The sequence below is a fragment of the Microvirgula sp. AG722 genome (assembly GCF_003269145.1).
Taxonomy (GTDB): domain Bacteria; phylum Pseudomonadota; class Gammaproteobacteria; order Burkholderiales; family Aquaspirillaceae; genus Microvirgula; species Microvirgula aerodenitrificans.
Genome location: NZ_QLTJ01000012.1, coordinates 24,845 through 41,775 on the forward strand (window position 1 = coordinate 24,845; position 16,931 = coordinate 41,775).

Sequence of the window (16,931 nt, forward strand, 5' to 3'; positions counted from 1 at the left end):
GCCCGGACTTGCGCCATTGACGGTGACCCCGTGCCGTTGCGGCCGGCTCAGTGCGCCGCTTCCCAGTTCGGACCGCTGCCGACTTCGGCGACCAGCGGAACGGCCAGTTCGGCGGCGGCGGCCATGCGCCGCGGCAGTTCGGTGCGGATCAGTTCCAGCTCGGCGGCCGGCACTTCCAGCACCAGTTCATCGTGTACCTGCATGATCAGCCGGCTGGACAGTTTTTCCGTCCGCAGCCAGTTCTGCACATTGATCATCGCCAGCTTGATCAGGTCCGCCGCGGTGCCCTGCATCGGCGCATTGATCGCCGCGCGCTCGGCGCCCTGACGGCGGCCGGGGTTCGACGAGCGGATTTCCGGCAGGTACAGCCGGCGGCCGAACACCGTTTCCACCCAGCCCTGTTCTCGCGCCGTCTGCCGCGTGCGTTCCATATAGGCCGCCACGCCCGGGTAGCGGGCAAAATAACGCTCGATAAACGATTGCGCGGCGCTGCGGTCGATTTCCAGGCTGGCGGCCAGGCCAAAGGCGCTCATACCGTAGATCAGGCCGAAGTTGATGGTTTTTGCATAGCGGCGCTGTTCGGCGCTGACCGCGTCCGGCGCCACGCCAAACACTTCGGCCGCCGTCGCGCGGTGGATGTCGCGGCCGTCGCGGAAGGCCTGCACCAGCCCCTCGTCGCCGGACAGGTGCGCCATGATGCGCAATTCGATCTGCGAGTAGTCGGCCGACACGATCAGGTTGCCGGCATCGGCGACAAAGGCCTCGCGCACGCGGCGGCCTTCTTCGGTGCGAACCGGGATGTTCTGCAGGTTCGGATCGCTGGAGCTCAGGCGACCGGTCACCACGGCGGCCTGCGCATAGTGGGTGTGCACGCGGCCGGTATCCGGATTGATCATGCCCGGCAGTTTGTCGGTATAGGTCGACTTCAGCTTGGCCAGCGCGCGATAGCGCAGCAGCGCTTTCGGCAGCGGGTAGTCGAGCGCCAGTTTTTCCAGTACCGATTCGTCAGTGCTCCAGGCGCCGGTGGTGGTTTTCTTCACGCCGTGGGCCTTGGCGTCGATGCCGAGCTTGTTGAACAGGATGTCGCCCAGCTGCTTCGGCGAATTCAGATTGAACGGCTGCTCCGCCAGCGCGTACACCTCGCGCTCGATCTCCAGCATTTCCGTGCCGAGCTGCTGGCTCTGCCGTGCCAGCACCGCACGGTCGATCAGCACGCCGTTGCGTTCCATGACGAACAGCACGTCGGCGGTCGGCAGTTCGATCTTGCGGTACACATCGGCGCGCTTGCCGTCGAGTTTCGCCGCCAGCACGCGCGCCAGCCGCAGCGTGATGTCGGCATCTTCGGCCGCATAACGGGTCGCCGTCTCGAGATCGACTTCACAGAAGCCGATCTGCTTGGCACCCTTGCCGCAGATGTCCTCGTACTTGACCGTCTTTACGCCGAGTTCGCGCTCGGCCATGGCGTCCATATTGTGCTTTTCATGGCTGGCGAGCACATAGCTCATCAGCATGGTGTCGTCGGCGACGCCGGCCAGCGCAATGCCGTGGTTGGCCAGCACGTGGCGGTCGAAATTGAGATTCTGGCCCAGTTTTTTCCGTTCCGGGTTCTCCAGCCACGGCTTCAGCCGGCCGAGCACATGCTCGCGGTCGAGCTGGTCGGCGACGCCCGGCGCGGTGTGCGCGAGCGGAATGTAGGCGGCGATGCCGGGGGTGACGGCGACGCTGACGCCGACGATGCGGGCATGCATCGGGTCGAGGCTGTCGGTCTCGGTATCGAACGACACCACGTCGGCCGCGTCCAGTGTGGCCAGCCAGACATCGAGCCGTTCGTCGCTGGTCACCATTTCGTAGCGGGCCTCGTCGGTCGGCTGCGACAGTGCATCGTCGACCACGATCGCGGCCGGCTCGGCGGCCGGCGTCGCATCGGCACTGACACTGGCCACCGGCGCGCTGTCGCCGCCGTATTCCTTCAGCCAGGTGCGGAAGCCCAGGTCCTTGCACAGTACGGTCATTGCCGCGCGATCGACCGGCAGGCGCGCCAGCGAGTCGAGGCCATGCGGCATCGCGTCATCAAGTTCGACGTCGGTCTTGATGGTGACCAGTGCGCGCGACAGCGGCAGGCGCGGCAGGGCATCGCGCAGGTTTTCGCCGACCTTGCCGCCGACTTCGTCCGCGCGCGCCATCAGCGTGTCGAGGTCGCCGAACTGTTCCAGCCATTTCACCGCCGTCTTCGGCCCGCACTTGTCGACACCGGGCACATTGTCGACCTTGTCGCCGGTCAGGGTCAGGAAGTCGATGATCCGCGCCGGCGGCACGCCGAACTTGGCCAGCACGCCGGCTTCGTCGAGCCACTCGTCGGTCATGGTGTTGACCAGCGTCACACCGGGCCCCACCAGCTGGGCGATATCCTTGTCGCCGGTCGAGATCACCACGCGGAAGCCGTCGGCGGCGGCCTGGCCGGCCAGCGTGCCGATCACGTCGTCGGCCTCGACGCCGTCCTTGACCACCAGCGGCCAGCCCAGCGCGCGTACCGCCTGGTGCACCGGTGCGATCTGTGCCGCCAGCTCGGTCGGCATCGACGGCCGGTTCGCCTTGTACTCGGGATACAGGTCGTCGCGGAAAGTCCTGCCCTTGGCGTCGAATATGCACGCGCTATAATCGGCTGCGACTTCACGCTCCAGTCGTCTCAGCATGTTTATCATGCCGTAGACCGCGCCGGTCGGTTCGCCTGTGGGCGAGCGCAGATCGGGCATCGCATGAAACGCGCGGTACAGGTAGGAAGAGCCGTCGATCAGAAGCAGGGTTTTCATAAGGTATTTTCGGATGAGCTTGTCAGACAAGATCCCGGCGGCGAGCAATCGTTACGCGGTAATGCAAAAATTTCGCTCGCGCGAGGCATGGCATGTACTGAAAATCATGGCGGAATTCGTCGAATCCGCCGAGGAACTGCAGGGTATTGAACCTGCCGTAAGTATTTTCGGCAGCGCGCGGACTGCGCGCGATCATGCGGATTATAAGCTGACGGAGGACATTGCCCGGCGTCTGTCGGACGCGGGCTTCGGCGTGATATCCGGCGGGGGTCCCGGCATCATGGAGGCCGCCAACAAGGGGGCGTTCCAGGGCAAGGGGCCGTCGATCGGACTGAACATCGTGCTGCCGCACGAGCAAAAGGGCAACGAGTATCAGGACATCAGCCTAAAATTCAATCACTTCTTTTCGCGCAAGGTCATGTTCGTCAAGCATGCGTGCGCCTACGTGGTGATGCCGGGCGGCTTCGGCACGCTCGACGAGCTGTTCGAGTCGCTGACGCTGGTGCAGACAGGCAAGAGTCGCCGCATTCCCATCATTCTGGTCGATACGTCATTCTGGCGCGGGCTGGTCGACTGGTTTGCCGACCAGCTGGTCGGACGCGGCATGATCAATCCCGGCGACCTGGCACTGATCACGCTGACCGACGACCCGGCAGAAGTCGTGAACGCCATTTTCGAGCACTACGAAACGCGGGGCTTCTCGGCATCGCCGGAAGAACGCGAGCGCATGCTCAACCTCTAACTTTTTCAGGAACCGCCAATGCGCAACTCCACCGCCCTCGCCGCCCTGCTCGCGGCCCTCGCTGCGGCTCCGGCCCTCGCTGCCGACGCCGGCAAGCCCGCTCCCAACGCACCGCCGCCGCCGCAGATCGGCGTTGACGACGGCAGCGACGCCGAGCCGGACGTCACCATCCGTCAGGAAGGCGACAAGAAGATCGAGGAATACCGCGTCAACGGCAAGCTGTATGCGGTCAAGGTGACACCGAAGGTCGGCCCGCCGTACTACCTGGTCGACCAGAAGGGCGACGGCGAGCTGACGCCGTACGACGTGACCGGTCGCGGCAAGCTGAAGATCCCGCACTGGGTCCTGTTCACTTTCTGATCGCCGACATGTCCGTTTACACCACCGTGACCCCGGAGGCGCTCGAGCCGTGGCTCGCCCGCTACGACATCGGCCGGCTGGTCGCGCTGAAAGGCATCGCCGCCGGCGTCACCAACACCAACTACTTCGTCACCACGACGCAGGGCCGCTACGTGCTGACCCTGTTCGAGGCGTTGCAGCTGGACGAGTTGCCGTTCTACCTGAACCTGACCCACCACCTGTCGCGCCACGGCGTGGCGGTGGCCGGGCCGGTAGCCGACCGTACCGACCAGTTCGCCAGCATGCTGGCCGGCAAGCCGGCCTGTCTGGTCCATTGCCTGCCCGGCACCGATGTCAGCGCCCCGACGCCGGCACAGTGCGCTCAGGTCGGTGCCATGCTCGCCAGCATGCATATCGCCGGCGACACCTTCCCGATGTCGATGCCGAACCCGCGCGGCCCGCACTGGTGGAGCGTGACCGCGGCGGCCGTCTACCCGTTCATGGCTCCCGCCGACGCCGCGCTGCTGCGCGACGAGCTGCATCTGCAGAACAGCCATCGCTATGCGTACCTGCCGCGCGGCATCATCCACGCCGACCTGTTCCGCGACAACGTGCTGTTCGACGGCGAGCAGATTTCCGGCTTTATCGATTTCTACTACGCCTGCAACGACCTGCTGCTGTATGACCTGGCCATCGCGGTCAACGACTGGGCCATGCTGGCGGACGGCGACATCGACAACGAGCGCGCCCGGGCGTTTATCGACGCCTACCGCGCGGTGCGCCCGCTGCAGCAGGCGGAAATCGAGGCCTGGCCGCTGATGCTGCGTGCGGCAGCCATTCGCTTCTGGGTATCGCGGCTGTACGACCTGCACCTGCCTGCCGCAGGCGAACTGACCTACGCCAAGGACCCGGCGGCCTTCCAGCACGTGCTGGAACGGCACCGCCAGCGCACGGACTTCTGGCTGTAACCCCCACCTCCCGACCGGGCCGCGCCACGCCGGCCCGCGGACGGGGCCTGCCCTTCGGGCACGGCTTCGTGCTACGGTAAAAAAGACGCCGCGACCCATCCTTGCGGATCGGCGCGGTGTTTCCTGTTCCGTATCAAAGGGAGTCCAGTATGAAATTCGCACCGATCGCGGCCACGCTGGCCGCTGTTGTCCTGTCCGCCTGCGCCAGCACCGGCACCGCTGCCAACGCCGGCATTGCACAGGGCGAATGGAAAAGCGCGACCGGCATCACCCTGCTGGTCGAGGACGGCCGCCTGTCCGGCCGCGCCGGCTGCAACCGCTTCACCGGCACGGCAAAAGTCGAGGATGGCCGCCTGGTGACGGGCCCGCTGGCAGCGACCAAGATGATGTGCTCGCCGGACCTGATGAAGGCGGAAGCCGAGCTGTTCGCCTTTCTGGACAGCAAGCCGACCGTGACCCGGCAGGGCGACCGCACGCTGATTCTCAGCAGCGGCGACCACCAGATCACGCTGACCCGCTAAGGCCGGATGCCCGTCAGCCGGACTGCAGATGCGCCAGCAGTTCGCAGACCTTTTCCGGCGGCCGGGCAATCAGCGCATGGTTGCCGACGACGACGATCGGGCGCTGCAGCAGCCGGGGATATTCGACCAGTGCGGCGACCAGGTGATGGCGATCCAGGGTGATGTCATCCAGATACAGATCGCGGTATTCCGCTTCGTTGCTGCGCATCAGTTCGCGCGGCGGCAGGCCGAGCAGGTCGATCAGCCGGCTGATTTCCGCTTCGTCGAGCGGTGTTTTCTGATAATCGACGACCCGCGGCGTCACGCCGGCCTCCTGCAGCAGGCGCAGTGCCTCGCGTGATTTCGAGCAACGCGGATTGTGATATATGACGACCTCGGGCATGGCTGGTCAGGGTTTCCAGGTGATGACGACAGGATCATTCTGGCCGATGACACTCATCCCGGGCAATCAACTTTGAGATAAATCAGGTTTCTGCCATGGCGACTCCAAGCTCCCCCCACAGCATTCTCGACTTCTGGTTCGGCCGACCGGACGACCCCGACTACGGCCTGCCCCGCATCACCTGGTTCACCCGGGATCCGGCATTCGATGCCCTGATCCGCGCACGCTACCGGGACATTCTCGACAGCGCCCTGAACGGGGAACTGGACCACTGGAACGATTCGCCACGCGGCGCGCTCGCCCATCTGCTGGTACTTGACCAGCTGACGCGCAACGCGTTCCGCGACAGCGCCCGTGCCTATGCCGGCGACGAGCAGGCCCGCCGTCTTGCAATCCGGCTGGTCGACAGCGGCGACCACCTGCTGCTGGCGCCGATCGAACGCCAGTTCGCCTATCTGCCGTTCGAGCATGCCGAAAACATCGACCACCAGAACCGCGCCATTGCGCTGTTCACTGCACTGGCGCGCGACGAGCCCTCGCTGGCGAGCAGTGTCGACTGGGCCCGTCGCCACCGCGACATCATCGTGCGTTTCGGCCGCTTCCCGCATCGCAACGAAGTCCTGGGGCGCGACAGCACCCTGGAGGAAGCCCAGTTCCTGACCGAGCCCGGTTCCTCGTTCTAGCCGGCACCACGGCTTGCCGGATCGGGACGGGGCCCCTACCATCGGCGGGTTTGCCTCCCCCGGACCGCCGCATGTCACGTACTCCCTCCGCCCCCGGTCTGGCGCTGATCCTGGCCGCGCTGGCCACACTCGGCCCGTTTTCGATCGATACCTTCCTGCCGGCCATGGCGACGATCGGCCATGCGCTCGATGCCAGCCCGATCGAGATCCAGCAGGCGCTGTCGATCTACCTGCTGTGCTACGGCGCCATGATGCTGTGGCACGGCGCGCTGTCCGATGCCATCGGCCGCCGCCCGGTCATCCTCGGCGCCACGCTGCTGTTCGCCATCGCCTCGATCGGCTGTCTGCTGGCGCAGACCCTCGGCCAGCTGCTGCTGTTCCGTGCGCTGCAGGGCCTGTGTGGCGGCGCCGGCCTGATCGTCGGCCGGGCCATCATCCGCGATACCTTCGACGGGCCGGCCGCCCAGAAGCTGATGTCGCAGGTCACCATGCTGTTCTCGCTGTCGCCGGCGATTGCGCCGGTCATTGGCGGCTGGCTTTACGGCGCTTTCGGCTGGCGCTCGATTTTTGCCTTCATGGCGCTGGTCGGTTTCATGCTGTTTTCCGTCTGCGCCTGGCGGTTGCCGGAAACGCATGCCCGGGAACAGCGCTCCACGCTGGCGCCGCGCGCCCTGGCGAAAAATTACTGGCACATTGCCTGCAACCGACAGTTCCGCTTCCTGGCACTGGCGCTGTCGTTCAACTTCGCCGGTTTCTTTCTCTACATTCCGGCGGCCCCGGTATTCCTGATCCGCCATCTCGGGCTCGGACCGACCGATTTTCTGTGGCTGTTCGGTCCGGCGGTCTCCGGCATCATGTTTGGCGCCTGGCTGTCCGGACACCGGGCCGGACGCTACTCCGCCCGTGAATCGATCCACCTCGCCTATGTCCTGATGGCCATCGCGGCGGCCGCCAATCTGGCCAACAGCCTGTTTTTCGCACCGTCGCTGCCATGGAGCGTGCTGCCGCTGGCGCTGTACACCACCGGCATGTCGATCGCCGCGCCATCGGTCACGCTGTTCGTGCTCGACCTGTTCCCGGGCGCACGCGGCACGGCATCCAGCGTGCAGGGCTTCGTCCAGACCCTGTTCTCGGCTGCCGTGGCCGGGATCGTAGCCCCGCTGCTGTGGTTCTCGCCGCTGGCGCTGGCGATGGGCATGAGCGGCTTCCTCGCCATCGGCTACCTGATGTTCGTGCTGGCACACCGGCGTCGGCCCGGCCCCGAAGCCGTGTCCTGATGCGCAACGACAATGGCCGCAGCAAACGCTGCGGCCATTGTCATTCCGGATCGGCAATCAGCAGGGACACTTGCTGAGCTTGCCGCTCTTGCCCGGATAGCGCGCCTCGATGGCCGCGCGGTGGAATGCCGCCCGGCTCATCGCCGGAAGGTCCGGGTGGTGGTCGTGCATGTGCGCGACATAGGTGTCGTAATCCGGCACCCCCACCATCAGGCGCGCCGTCTGCGCCAGACGGCGCGCCACGAGCTTCACGTTAAGCAGCATGGGTGCCTGTTGCCTCCTTGCGATACTGGACCGGGGTTTCGTGCATGGTCGGATGCGCCTGTGCACGTGCCTTCAGGATAGCCCGGAATCCGAACACCAGCATCATCACCACCACCGCCATGAAGCCGGCGCACAGCGCCGCATCCACGTAGTCGTTGAAGATGATCTGCTGCATCTCCGCCGCCGTCTTGGCCGGCGCCAGCACTTCGCCATTGGCCAGGGCGCCGCTGAACTTGCGGGCATGGGCCAGGAAGCTGACCTTGACGTTGTCGTCGAACAGTTTCAGCCAGCCGGCGTACAGGGTCGAGATCAGCACCCAGACTGCAGGTACGACCGGCACCCATACGTACCGACCCTTCTTCATCTTCACCAGCACGACGGTGGCGAGGATCAGCGCGATACCGGCCAGCATCTGGTTGGCGATGCCGAACAACGGCCACAGCGTGTTGATGCCGCCCAGCGGATCGACCACGCCCTGATACAGGAAGTAGCCCCAGAAGCCGACCGACAGCCCGGTCGCCACCAGGTTGGCGGTCCACGACTCGGTGTTGCCCAGCGGCTTGATGAAGGTGCCGAGCAGATCCTGGATCATGAAGCGGCACACGCGGGTACCGGCATCGACGGTGGTCAGGATGAACAGCGCTTCGAACAGGATGGCGAAGTGGTACCAGAACGCCATCATCGTCTTGCCGCCGATGACCTGGTGCAGGATGTGCGCCATGCCGACCGCCAGCGTCGGGGCGCCGCCGGCGCGCGACAGGATGGTGGTTTCACCGACGTCCGCCGCCATTTGCGTCAGCATGTCCGGTGTCAGCACAAAGCCCCAGCCGGAGATGACCTGGGCCGCTTCGGCAGCGGTCTTGCCGATCACGGCAGCCGGGGCGTTCATGGCGAAGTAGACGCCCGGATCGAGCACGCAGGCGGCGATCAGCGCCATGATGGCGACGAACGACTCCATCAGCATGGCACCGTAGCCGATCATGCGGGCATGGGTTTCATTCTCCAGCATCTTCGGTGTGGTACCGGAGCTGACCAGCGAGTGGAAGCCCGACACCGCCCCGCAGGCGATGGTGATGAACAGGAACGGGAACAGGCTGCCGGCAAAGACCGGGCCGGTGCCGTCGATAAACTTGGTGACCGCCGGCATCTGCATGTCCGGCGCCACGATCAGGATGCCGATGGCCAGCCCGCAGATGGTGCCGATCTTCAGGAAGGTCGACAGGTAGTCGCGCGGTGCCAGCAGCAGCCACACCGGCAGCACCGAGGCAATGAAGCCGTAGGCCATCAGTGCCCAGGCCAGCTGCGTACCGGTCAGGGTGAACAGCGGCGCCAGCGTTTCGCTCCTGGCCACGTCACCACCATAGACGATGGCCAGCATCAGCAGGATGAAGCCGACCACCGAGATCTCGCCGATGCGCCCCGGGCGGATGTAGCGCATGTACACCCCCATCAGCAGTGCGATCGGGATGGTCATTGCAATGGTGAACGTGCCCCACGGGCTGCCGACCAGCGCCTTGACCACCACCAGCGCCAGCACGGCGAGCAGGATGACCATGATCATCAGGATGCCGACCGAGGCCACCACGCCGGCGACCGGGCCGAGTTCCATCTTGATGATCTCGCCCAGCGACTTGGCATCGCGGCGGGCAGACAGGAACAGAATCAGGAAGTCCTGTACCGCACCGGCCAGGATCACGCCGACGATGATCCACAGCGTGCCCGGCAGATAACCCATCTGCGCGGCCAGCACCGGGCCGACCAGCGGGCCGGCGCCGGCAATGGCGGCGAAGTGGTGGCCGAACAGCACCCATTTGTTGGTCGGTACGTAATCGAGGCCGTCATTGTGACGTTCGGCCGGCGTCAGCCGGCGCGGATCGAGTTCCAGCACCTTGCTGGCGATGAAGCGGCTGTAGAAGCGGTAGGCGATGAAGTAGCACGACACGGCGGCCACGATCAGCCAGATGGCATTGACCGATTCGCCGCGATTGAGTGCCACCACGCCGAGCGCCCAGGCGCCCAGCAATCCCACGCCGCCCCACAGCAGCGTGTCCTTGATGGATTTCATGTGTTTGTCCCCACGGGTTGTGATTTGTGGCGTCTGACGCGCCTGACTGTGCCATTTGGCACGCTTGCCGACCTGATTTCAAGCCGGGATTTTCCGGGCCGCAACATTTGCGCCGCCACAAATATTCATAAACGAATCAATAATTTTCCTTATCCAACATGACGACCAGGCCGACCGCTTGCGCCATTCATGCCGGTCGGGCGCCGGTTCTGGCGGGCACGGGTGGATTCATTGCCGCATGTCGGCCGGTCATGACATTTAATATCGCCGGTTTTTTCAGCTTTGCCATTTTCTGTTTCTCCCGCCGCCGGCGCCGTCCGGGCATCCCGCCCGCGCCGGCGGCCCGGGCGCCGCCCCCGACCCGCTGCCGATACGGGAAACGATGCCGGCAATGGCGGGATCAGTGCGAAAATGAACACGACCGTCTGTCGCATTTTCGTCAATAAAATTGTCCGATCAGCCCGCAAACGGCAGCAAATGCCCCTTCCCCCTCTTGGCAGACACGCCGCTTGGAGTAAGGTGTGCGCTGACGCATTTTCCTGCCCCCGACCATGCCCACAAAACTGTTGCTGGTGGAAGACGATGCGGCGCTGGCCGGCCTGATTGCCGACTATCTGCGCCAGAACGGCTTTCTCGTCGATATCGAACCCCGTGGCGACCTCGCGGCCGCCACCATTCATGCCACGCCGCCGGATCTGGTCATCCTCGATCTGATGTTGCCGGGCATGGACGGTTTTGCCGTCTGTCGCTCGGTTCGCGAACGCTATACCGGCGCCATCCTGATGCTGACCGCGCGCGACGATCCCATCGACCAGATCCTTGGTCTCGAACTCGGTGCCGACGACTACCTGACCAAGCCGGTCGATCCACGGCTGCTGCTGGCCCGCGTCCGCATGCTGCTGCGCCGGGTTTCCCCCCCGGCGGTGGCGGCGGACCCCGCCCCCGCCGGCTGTGATGTGCTGCGTTTCGGCGAACTGGAATGCAACCGTCGCAGTCGCCAGGTGCTGCTGGCAGGCGCGCCGCTGCCGCTCAGCACGGCCGAGTTCGATCTGCTGTGGCTGCTGGCCAGCCGGGCCGGCGAAGTCATCGGGCGCGAATCGCTGCTCGAGTCGCTGCGCGATCTCGGCTTCGACGGCGAAGACCGCTCGCTGGATGCGCGCGTGTCCCGCCTGCGCAAGAAACTCGATGAACGCGGCGACCTCGACCGCATCAAGACGGTCCGCAGCCAGGGCTATCTGTTCCGGCCCGGAGACAGCGCTTGAACCGGCGCGGCCTGCAGAAACGCGGACTGTTCTGGCTGTTCTTCCGCTACTACATCATTCTGGCCTGCACGCTGGCGCTGCTGGTGACCCTGGCCGGCTGGCTGCTCGACACCCAGCTTGACGAGGATGTCCGCGAAGACGCGCTGGGGCGTACCGCCGACGTGATCCAGCTGATGCGCTCCGACTACGCCCGTACCCGGGCCGATGAATGGAGCTCGCTGACCCGCTATTTCAATGCGACCGGCCCGTACTCGGTTGCTCTGCTCGACGCGCCCGCCCATGCCGACATGTGGCTGTCGTCGAATGGCGATCTGGTCTACGCCCGGCTCGGACCGACCCATACCCTGGTCATCGGCCCGATCGACGCGCTGGCAACCAAAAGCCGCGATCTGCTGCTCAATACCCAGCATCAGCTGGAGCTGGTGGTGACGCTGCTGGTCGCACTGGGCTTCGGCATCGGCCTGTATGCGTGGCTCAAGCCGCAGTGGCGCGACCTGATCATGCTGCTCGATACCGCCGAGCGTCTCGGCGAAGGCCAGTTGGCCACCCGCGCGCCACCGGCCGAGTCACGGCTGTTCCAGCCGATGGTCACCACGCTGAACAGCATGGCGAGCCGGCTCGATGCGCTGCTGGCCAGCCGCCAGGTCATGGCCCATGCGCTGGCCCACGAATTGAAGACCCCGCTGGCCAGGCTGCGTTTCGGCCTGGCCCTGCACGACACGGCACCGGACCCGCAGGCACGCGCGCAGCGCAGCGCCGGCATCGATGCCGATCTGGAAGAGCTGGATCGCCTGATCAGCGACAGCCTCGGCTGGGTACGGATGGCCGGTGGCCAGGTTGAACTGCGCAGCCAGCCGCTATCGCTGGCCCACTGGCTGGCCGAGCAGATCACGCCGGTTGCCCGCGCCTACCCGGCGCTGGAGATCCACTGTCAGGTCGACACGGCCCTGACCGCCACCCTAGACCCGGTCCAGTTCGGGCTGGCCATCCGCAATCTGCTGGGCAATGCCGCTCGCCATGCCCGGTCCCGCATCGACATCGCAGCCCGGATCGAGGAAGACGACAGTCTGACACTGACCGTCGATGACGACGGGCCCGGCATTCCGGAAGACGCGCGCGAGCGGATCTTCGAGCCGTTTGTCCGCCTGGACGCGGCACGCAACCGTGAAAGCGGCGGCACCGGCCTCGGGCTGGCACTGGCACGTGCTGCGGTCGAACTGCATCACGGCAAGCTGTCCGCCCTTGAGTCGCCGCTTGGCGGTGCCCGTTTCTGCATGAGCGGCCTGCGCCCGGCGCCATGACCGGCCCGGAACGGGTTCGACAGACGCAAGAAAAGGGACCTTTCGGTCCCCGGACTGCTCATGAAGTTGGGCACCGACGGTCGCGGTGGCGTCGGTACACGCCCGACTGACAGAGTCTGCCGTGAGCACGGCAGTCTGCCTGATTGAATCCTGCCTCTTCCGTCCCCGCCGCCGCGGGGAAACCTCGCTTCGCTCGTCCGTTCTTCGTGGCAGGGACCGACACAAGAAAAGGGACCTTTCGGTCCCTTTATTGTCCAGGCTACTTCCCGTAGGCCTGCTTGATTACTGCGCCGGAGTCGCGGCCGGTGCAGCAGCCGGCTTGGCGGCGGCCTTCTTGTGGCTGCTCTTCTTGTTGTGATGAGCAGCGGCCTTCTTGTGCTTGGCAGCATGCTTGGTGGTGGTGTCAGCCTGGGCTTCCTGTTCAGCCTTGGCCGGAGCCTTCTTCACCGCAGCCTTTTTGGCCGGGGTCTTCTTGGCAGCCACTTTCTTGTGTGCAGCCTTCTTGTGCGTCTGGGTCGTTTGCGTGGTCTTGGCGGCCGGAGCGGCAGCGGCATCAGCAGCCGGTTCGGCCGGGGCAGCAGCCATGGCGATGGCGGTGGAACCTGCAAACAGGGCAGCAACGAGGGTGGTCAGCAGCTTGTTCATTTCACTTCTCCAAATCGGTCGGGGCAAGGCGCTGTTCAATGTGTTGCGCCATGGATGTAGTGTCGTCCCGAGCCCTTTCCGCGTCAGTGCGGCAAGCGTTTCACTTGGTATGCGTATGTATTGTCAGCTGCTGTCAGATACCGTCACATTTCCTCGCGCGAGGCGCTGCCGTCAGCGCGGGTCGAAGGGCAGCGCCAGCCGGTCCTTTTCCGACAGGATGGGCTCGCGAGCCAGTGGCCAGCGGATGCCGATGCGCGGATCGTTCCAGGCAATGGTCCGCTCCAGCGCCGGGCACCAGGTGTCCGTGGTCTTGTACAGCACCTCGGCCCCGGCGGACAGCACCAGATAGCCGTGGGCGAATCCTTCGGGAATCCACAACTGCCGCCGGTTCGCCGCCGACAGCGTGACGCCGGCCCACTGCAGGAAGGTCGGCGATGATTCGCGCAGATCGACGGCGACGTCGAACACTTCGCCCTGCACGGCACGTACCAGCTTGCCCTGTGCACGCGGAGCCTGCTGCTCGTGCAGGCCACGCAGCACGCCTTCAACCGAGCTGACCTGATTGTCCTGGACGAAGGTCACTGTGCGACCGATTACCGCATCGAATGTCGACTGCTGGTAACTTTCGCAGAAGCTGCCACGTTCATCATGGAACACGGTCGGTTCCAGCAAAGCAAGTCCCGGCAGGGGGGTATCAATCAGGCGCATTCAGAATACCGGGTGCTGGAGCAGGTTGAGCAGATACTGACCATAGGCATTCTTGAGCAATGGCGCGGCCAGCCGCTCCAGTTGCGCCGCATCGATATAACCCAGCCGGTAGGCAATTTCTTCCGGGCAGGACACCTTCAGGCCCTGCCGGGTTTCGATAGTGGCAATGAACTGGCTCGCTTCCAGCATCGACTCGTGAGTGCCGGTATCCAGCCATGCATAGCCACGGCGCAGCGTCTGCACATCAAGCATGCCGCGTGACAGGTAGGCCTTGTTGACGTCGGTAATCTCCAGCTCGCCGCGCGCCGAAGGCCGCAGGGAGCGGGCAATCTCCACAACCTGCTCGTCGTAGAAGTACAGCCCGGTCACCGCATAGTGGGATTTTGGCTGCGCCGGTTTTTCTTCCAGACCAAGCACCCGCCCCGCCTCGTCGAACTCGACTACGCCATAGCGTTCCGGATGCTGTACCCGATAGGCAAACACACTGGCGCCATCGGCTTTGCTGCCGGCTGCCACGAGCTGTTTGCTCAAATCATGACCGTAGAAAATATTGTCGCCAAGCACCAGGGCCGACGGCTGCCCGGCCAGAAAGTCCTCGCCAATCAGGAAGGCCTGCGCCAGCCCGTCCGGGCTGGCCTGGACCGCGTATTGCAGGTTGAGTCCCCAGCCCTGACCATCGCCCAGCAACTGCGCAAAACGTGGTGTGTCCTGCGGGGTGGAGATGATCAGGATGTCACGAATCCCGGCCAGCATCAGCGTGGCCAGCGGATAGTAGATCATCGGCTTGTCATAGATCGGCAGCAGTTGCTTGCTGACCGCCAGTGTCGCCGGATACAGACGGGTACCGGAGCCGCCGGCGAGGATGATGCCCTTGCGTACCATCGGAACCGTGCCCGCTCAATCGCTCAATTGCGAAAACACATGGTCGACACCAGCCTGCCAGTGCGGCATCAGCAGGCCGAAGGTCCGTTCCAGCCGTTCGCAATCCAGCCTGGAATTGGCCGGACGCGGTGCCGGCAGCGGGTAGTCGCTGCTCGGGATCGGCTGAATGGCATCTGTGGTCAGCGCCAGCCGCAACCCGGCCTGTTCGGCAAGCCCCACTACATGCCGCGCGTAGTCGTACCAGCTGGTCTCGCCACGTGCGGTCAGGTGGTAAGTGCCGTACGGGAAGGCCTGCGGCGACTGCAGGTAGCGGGCCAGCAGATGCGCGGTCGCATCGGCCACCAGTGCCGCCGAGGTTGGCGCCCCGACCTGATCAGAGACAATGCTCAGTGTTTGCCGTTGTTGCGCCAGCGCCAGCACCGTCTTGAGGAAGTTGTTGCCATGCGCGCTGACCACCCAGCTGGTGCGCAGGATCAGATGCCGGGCACCGCTGCGGCGGATCGCCTGCTCCCCGTCCCACTTGGTCTGTCCGTACACCGACTGCGGCTGCGCTGCATCGTCTTCCACGTAGGCGCCCGCCTTGCGACCATCGAACACATAGTCAGTCGAGTAATGGACCAGCAGCGCATCATGCCGCGCGGCCCAGGCGGCCAGCCGCGCCGGCGCCTCGGCATTGATGGCGGCCGCGGCGGCCGGTTCGGTTTCCGCCTGGTCAACCGCCGTATAAGCAGCCGGATTGACAATGATGCCGGGCCGGAAGCGATCGAGCGCCGCCTCGATGGAGGCCGGATCGGACAGATCCATCTGCGCGCGATGACAGGCGACGATGTCGCCCAGCAATGCCAGCGCGCGTTGCGATTCAAATCCGACCTGGCCGTTGGCGCCAGTAATCAATATGCGGGTCATGCCTGGCTTCCATAGTGCAGGTCTACCCAGTCGCGGTAGGCGCCACTGGTGACATTGTTTACCCAGTCCGGATTGGCCAGATACCACTCGACCGTTTTCCGGATGCCGGTATCGAACGTTTCCGCCGGTTTCCAGCCCAGTTCGCGCTCCAGCTTGCGCGCGTCGATCGCATAGCGGCGATCGTGGCCCGGCCGGTCGGTCACATGCTGAATCTGGCTTGCGTAGCTGCTGCCATCGGCACGCGGTCGCAATGTGTCGAGCATTCGGCACAGGGTGCGGACCACGTCGATATTCGGCTTTTCGTTCCAGCCACCGATATTGTACGTGTCGCCGGGTCGCCCGGCGTCCAGCACCCTGCGGATCGCGGCACAGTGGTCGGTCACGTACAGCCAGTCGCGCACCTGCAGGCCATCACCGTAGACGGGAAGCGGTTTTCCGGCCAGCGCATTCAGGATCACCAGCGGGATCAGCTTTTCCGGGAAATGGTACGGCCCGTAATTGTTGCTGCAATGGGTGGTCAGCACCGGCAGGCCATAGGTATGGAACCAGGCGCGAACCAGATGGTCGGACGCAGCCTTGCTGGCTGAATACGGGCTGTTTGGCGCACAGGCATCGTCTTCGGTGAAGGGAGCGTCATCTGCCGACAGCGTGCCGAAGACTTCATCGGTGGAAACATGCAGGAAGCGGAACGCCGCCCGTTCGCCCTCGCCCAGCGTCTGCCAGTGCGCACGCGCCGCTTCCAGCAGGGAAAAGGTGCCGACAATATTGGTGTCGACAAAGGCCGCCGGGCCATGGATCGAGCGATCGACATGGCTTTCGGCGGCAAAATGGATCACGGCCCGTGGACGATGTGTATCCAGCAACTGGCTGACCAGCGTCCGGTCGCCGATATCGCCGCGCACGAACCGGTGCCGCGGATCGTCCCGCAGGCTGCGCAGCGTATCCAGGTTGCCGGCATAAGTAAGCTTGTCGAGATTGACCACCGGCTCCTCGCTTTGCGCCAGCCAGTCGAGCACGAAATTGCCACCGATGAATCCGGCACCGCCCGTAACCAGAATGGTCATGATGCTCTGCCTGAATGAGATGCCGCTTTGATCGGAACCCGGGACGACAACTTGACCCGCCCGGCCATGAAAATCGCAAAAACCACATTCTAGCGCAATCGCTACCGGCGTC

The 16,931-nt window shown here is 64.8% G+C and carries 17 protein-coding genes; 8 read left to right on the forward strand and 9 right to left on the reverse strand.

The window, feature by feature from the left end; genetic code table 11:
- Window positions 1–47 precede the first annotated feature (47 nt).
- On the reverse strand, window positions 48–2,810 hold the full coding sequence (gene polA / locus DFO50_RS14105; protein ID WP_028499299.1) for a DNA polymerase I: 2,763 nt from the start codon (window positions 2,808–2,810) through the stop codon (window positions 48–50).
- Between the two features lie 13 nt (window positions 2,811–2,823).
- Here polA and DFO50_RS14110 point away from each other — a divergent pair, with 13 nt between their 5' ends.
- The 4 genes from DFO50_RS14110 to DFO50_RS14125 all read left to right on the forward strand — a co-directional run bounded on the left by DFO50_RS14110 (window position 2,824) and on the right by DFO50_RS14125 (window position 5,380).
- Window positions 2,824–3,552 carry a TIGR00730 family Rossman fold protein gene (locus DFO50_RS14110; protein WP_028499298.1) on the forward strand — a complete coding sequence of 243 codons (729 nt, stop codon included), beginning with the start codon at window positions 2,824–2,826 and terminating at the stop codon, window positions 3,550–3,552.
- Window positions 3,553–3,570: 18 nt separating this feature from the next.
- A complete protein-coding gene (locus tag DFO50_RS14115) occupies window positions 3,571–3,912 on the forward strand; it encodes a DUF2782 domain-containing protein (protein ID WP_028499297.1) in 342 nt (113 codons plus the stop codon).
- A gap of 8 nt (window positions 3,913–3,920) precedes the next feature.
- Window positions 3,921–4,859: a homoserine kinase gene (locus tag DFO50_RS14120; RefSeq protein WP_028499296.1), complete on the forward strand. Its 939-nt coding sequence runs from the start codon at window positions 3,921–3,923 to the stop codon at window positions 4,857–4,859.
- Window positions 4,860–5,008: 149 nt separating this feature from the next.
- Entirely contained in the window at window positions 5,009–5,380 is a 372-nt protein-coding gene (locus DFO50_RS14125) for an META domain-containing protein (protein ID WP_051528855.1), read from the forward strand.
- A 13-nt stretch (window positions 5,381–5,393) separates the two neighbouring features.
- On the opposite strand, the gene arsC is transcribed toward DFO50_RS14125, so the two are convergent.
- On the reverse strand, window positions 5,394–5,762 hold the full coding sequence (arsC, locus tag DFO50_RS14130; protein WP_028499295.1) for an arsenate reductase (glutaredoxin): 369 nt from the start codon (window positions 5,760–5,762) through the stop codon (window positions 5,394–5,396).
- A 95-nt stretch (window positions 5,763–5,857) separates the two neighbouring features.
- On the opposite strand from arsC, the gene DFO50_RS14135 reads away from it, so the two are divergent.
- Complete coding sequence (locus tag DFO50_RS14135; protein WP_107889151.1) at window positions 5,858–6,445, forward strand: DUF924 family protein; 588 nt, start codon at window positions 5,858–5,860, stop codon at window positions 6,443–6,445.
- A gap of 71 nt (window positions 6,446–6,516) precedes the next feature.
- On the forward strand, window positions 6,517–7,722 hold the full coding sequence (locus DFO50_RS14140; protein WP_107889149.1) for a multidrug effflux MFS transporter: 1,206 nt from the start codon (window positions 6,517–6,519) through the stop codon (window positions 7,720–7,722).
- Window positions 7,723–7,779: 57 nt separating this feature from the next.
- Here the strand turns inward: DFO50_RS14140 and DFO50_RS14145 are convergent, their stop codons facing one another.
- Together DFO50_RS14145 and DFO50_RS14150 are read right to left on the reverse strand one after the other, a co-directional pair.
- Entirely contained in the window at window positions 7,780–7,986 is a 207-nt protein-coding gene (locus DFO50_RS14145; protein WP_107889148.1) for a YbdD/YjiX family protein, read from the reverse strand.
- A complete protein-coding gene (locus DFO50_RS14150; RefSeq protein ID WP_028499291.1) occupies window positions 7,976–10,051 on the reverse strand; it encodes a carbon starvation CstA family protein in 2,076 nt (691 codons plus the stop codon). Before DFO50_RS14150 ends, DFO50_RS14145 begins: the two co-directional genes overlap by 11 nt.
- A gap of 551 nt (window positions 10,052–10,602) precedes the next feature.
- Here DFO50_RS14150 and DFO50_RS14155 point away from each other — a divergent pair.
- Window positions 10,603–11,313 carry a response regulator gene (locus tag DFO50_RS14155; RefSeq protein ID WP_028499290.1) on the forward strand — a complete coding sequence of 237 codons (711 nt, stop codon included), beginning with the start codon at window positions 10,603–10,605 and terminating at the stop codon, window positions 11,311–11,313.
- The gene (locus tag DFO50_RS14160) at window positions 11,310–12,614 is read left to right on the forward strand and encodes an ATP-binding protein (protein WP_112692761.1); all 1,305 of its coding nucleotides are present in this window, start codon (window positions 11,310–11,312) and stop codon (window positions 12,612–12,614) included. Before DFO50_RS14155 ends, DFO50_RS14160 begins: the two co-directional genes overlap by 4 nt.
- Window positions 12,615–12,896: 282 nt before the next feature.
- Here the strand turns inward: DFO50_RS14160 and DFO50_RS14165 are convergent, their stop codons facing one another.
- The 5 genes from DFO50_RS14165 to rfbB all read right to left on the reverse strand — a co-directional run bounded on the left by DFO50_RS14165 (window position 12,897) and on the right by rfbB (window position 16,819).
- Window positions 12,897–13,259 carry an acid-shock protein gene (locus DFO50_RS14165; RefSeq protein WP_107889142.1) on the reverse strand — a complete coding sequence of 121 codons (363 nt, stop codon included), beginning with the start codon at window positions 13,257–13,259 and terminating at the stop codon, window positions 12,897–12,899.
- Window positions 13,260–13,430: 171 nt separating this feature from the next.
- On the reverse strand, window positions 13,431–13,967 hold the full coding sequence (gene rfbC, locus DFO50_RS14170; RefSeq protein ID WP_107889140.1) for a dTDP-4-dehydrorhamnose 3,5-epimerase: 537 nt from the start codon (window positions 13,965–13,967) through the stop codon (window positions 13,431–13,433).
- Window positions 13,968–14,849: a glucose-1-phosphate thymidylyltransferase RfbA gene (gene rfbA, locus DFO50_RS14175; RefSeq protein ID WP_107889138.1), complete on the reverse strand. Its 882-nt coding sequence runs from the start codon at window positions 14,847–14,849 to the stop codon at window positions 13,968–13,970. It abuts the gene before it with no gap.
- Between the two features lie 15 nt (window positions 14,850–14,864).
- Window positions 14,865–15,755 (reverse strand): dTDP-4-dehydrorhamnose reductase, encoded by an 891-nt coding sequence (gene rfbD / locus DFO50_RS14180; RefSeq protein ID WP_107889136.1) that lies wholly within the window; start codon window positions 15,753–15,755, stop codon window positions 14,865–14,867.
- Entirely contained in the window at window positions 15,752–16,819 is a 1,068-nt protein-coding gene (gene rfbB / locus DFO50_RS14185) for a dTDP-glucose 4,6-dehydratase (protein WP_112692762.1), read from the reverse strand. The genes rfbD and rfbB overlap by 4 nt, the downstream gene beginning before the upstream one ends.
- Window positions 16,820–16,931: the final 112 nt, after the last annotated feature.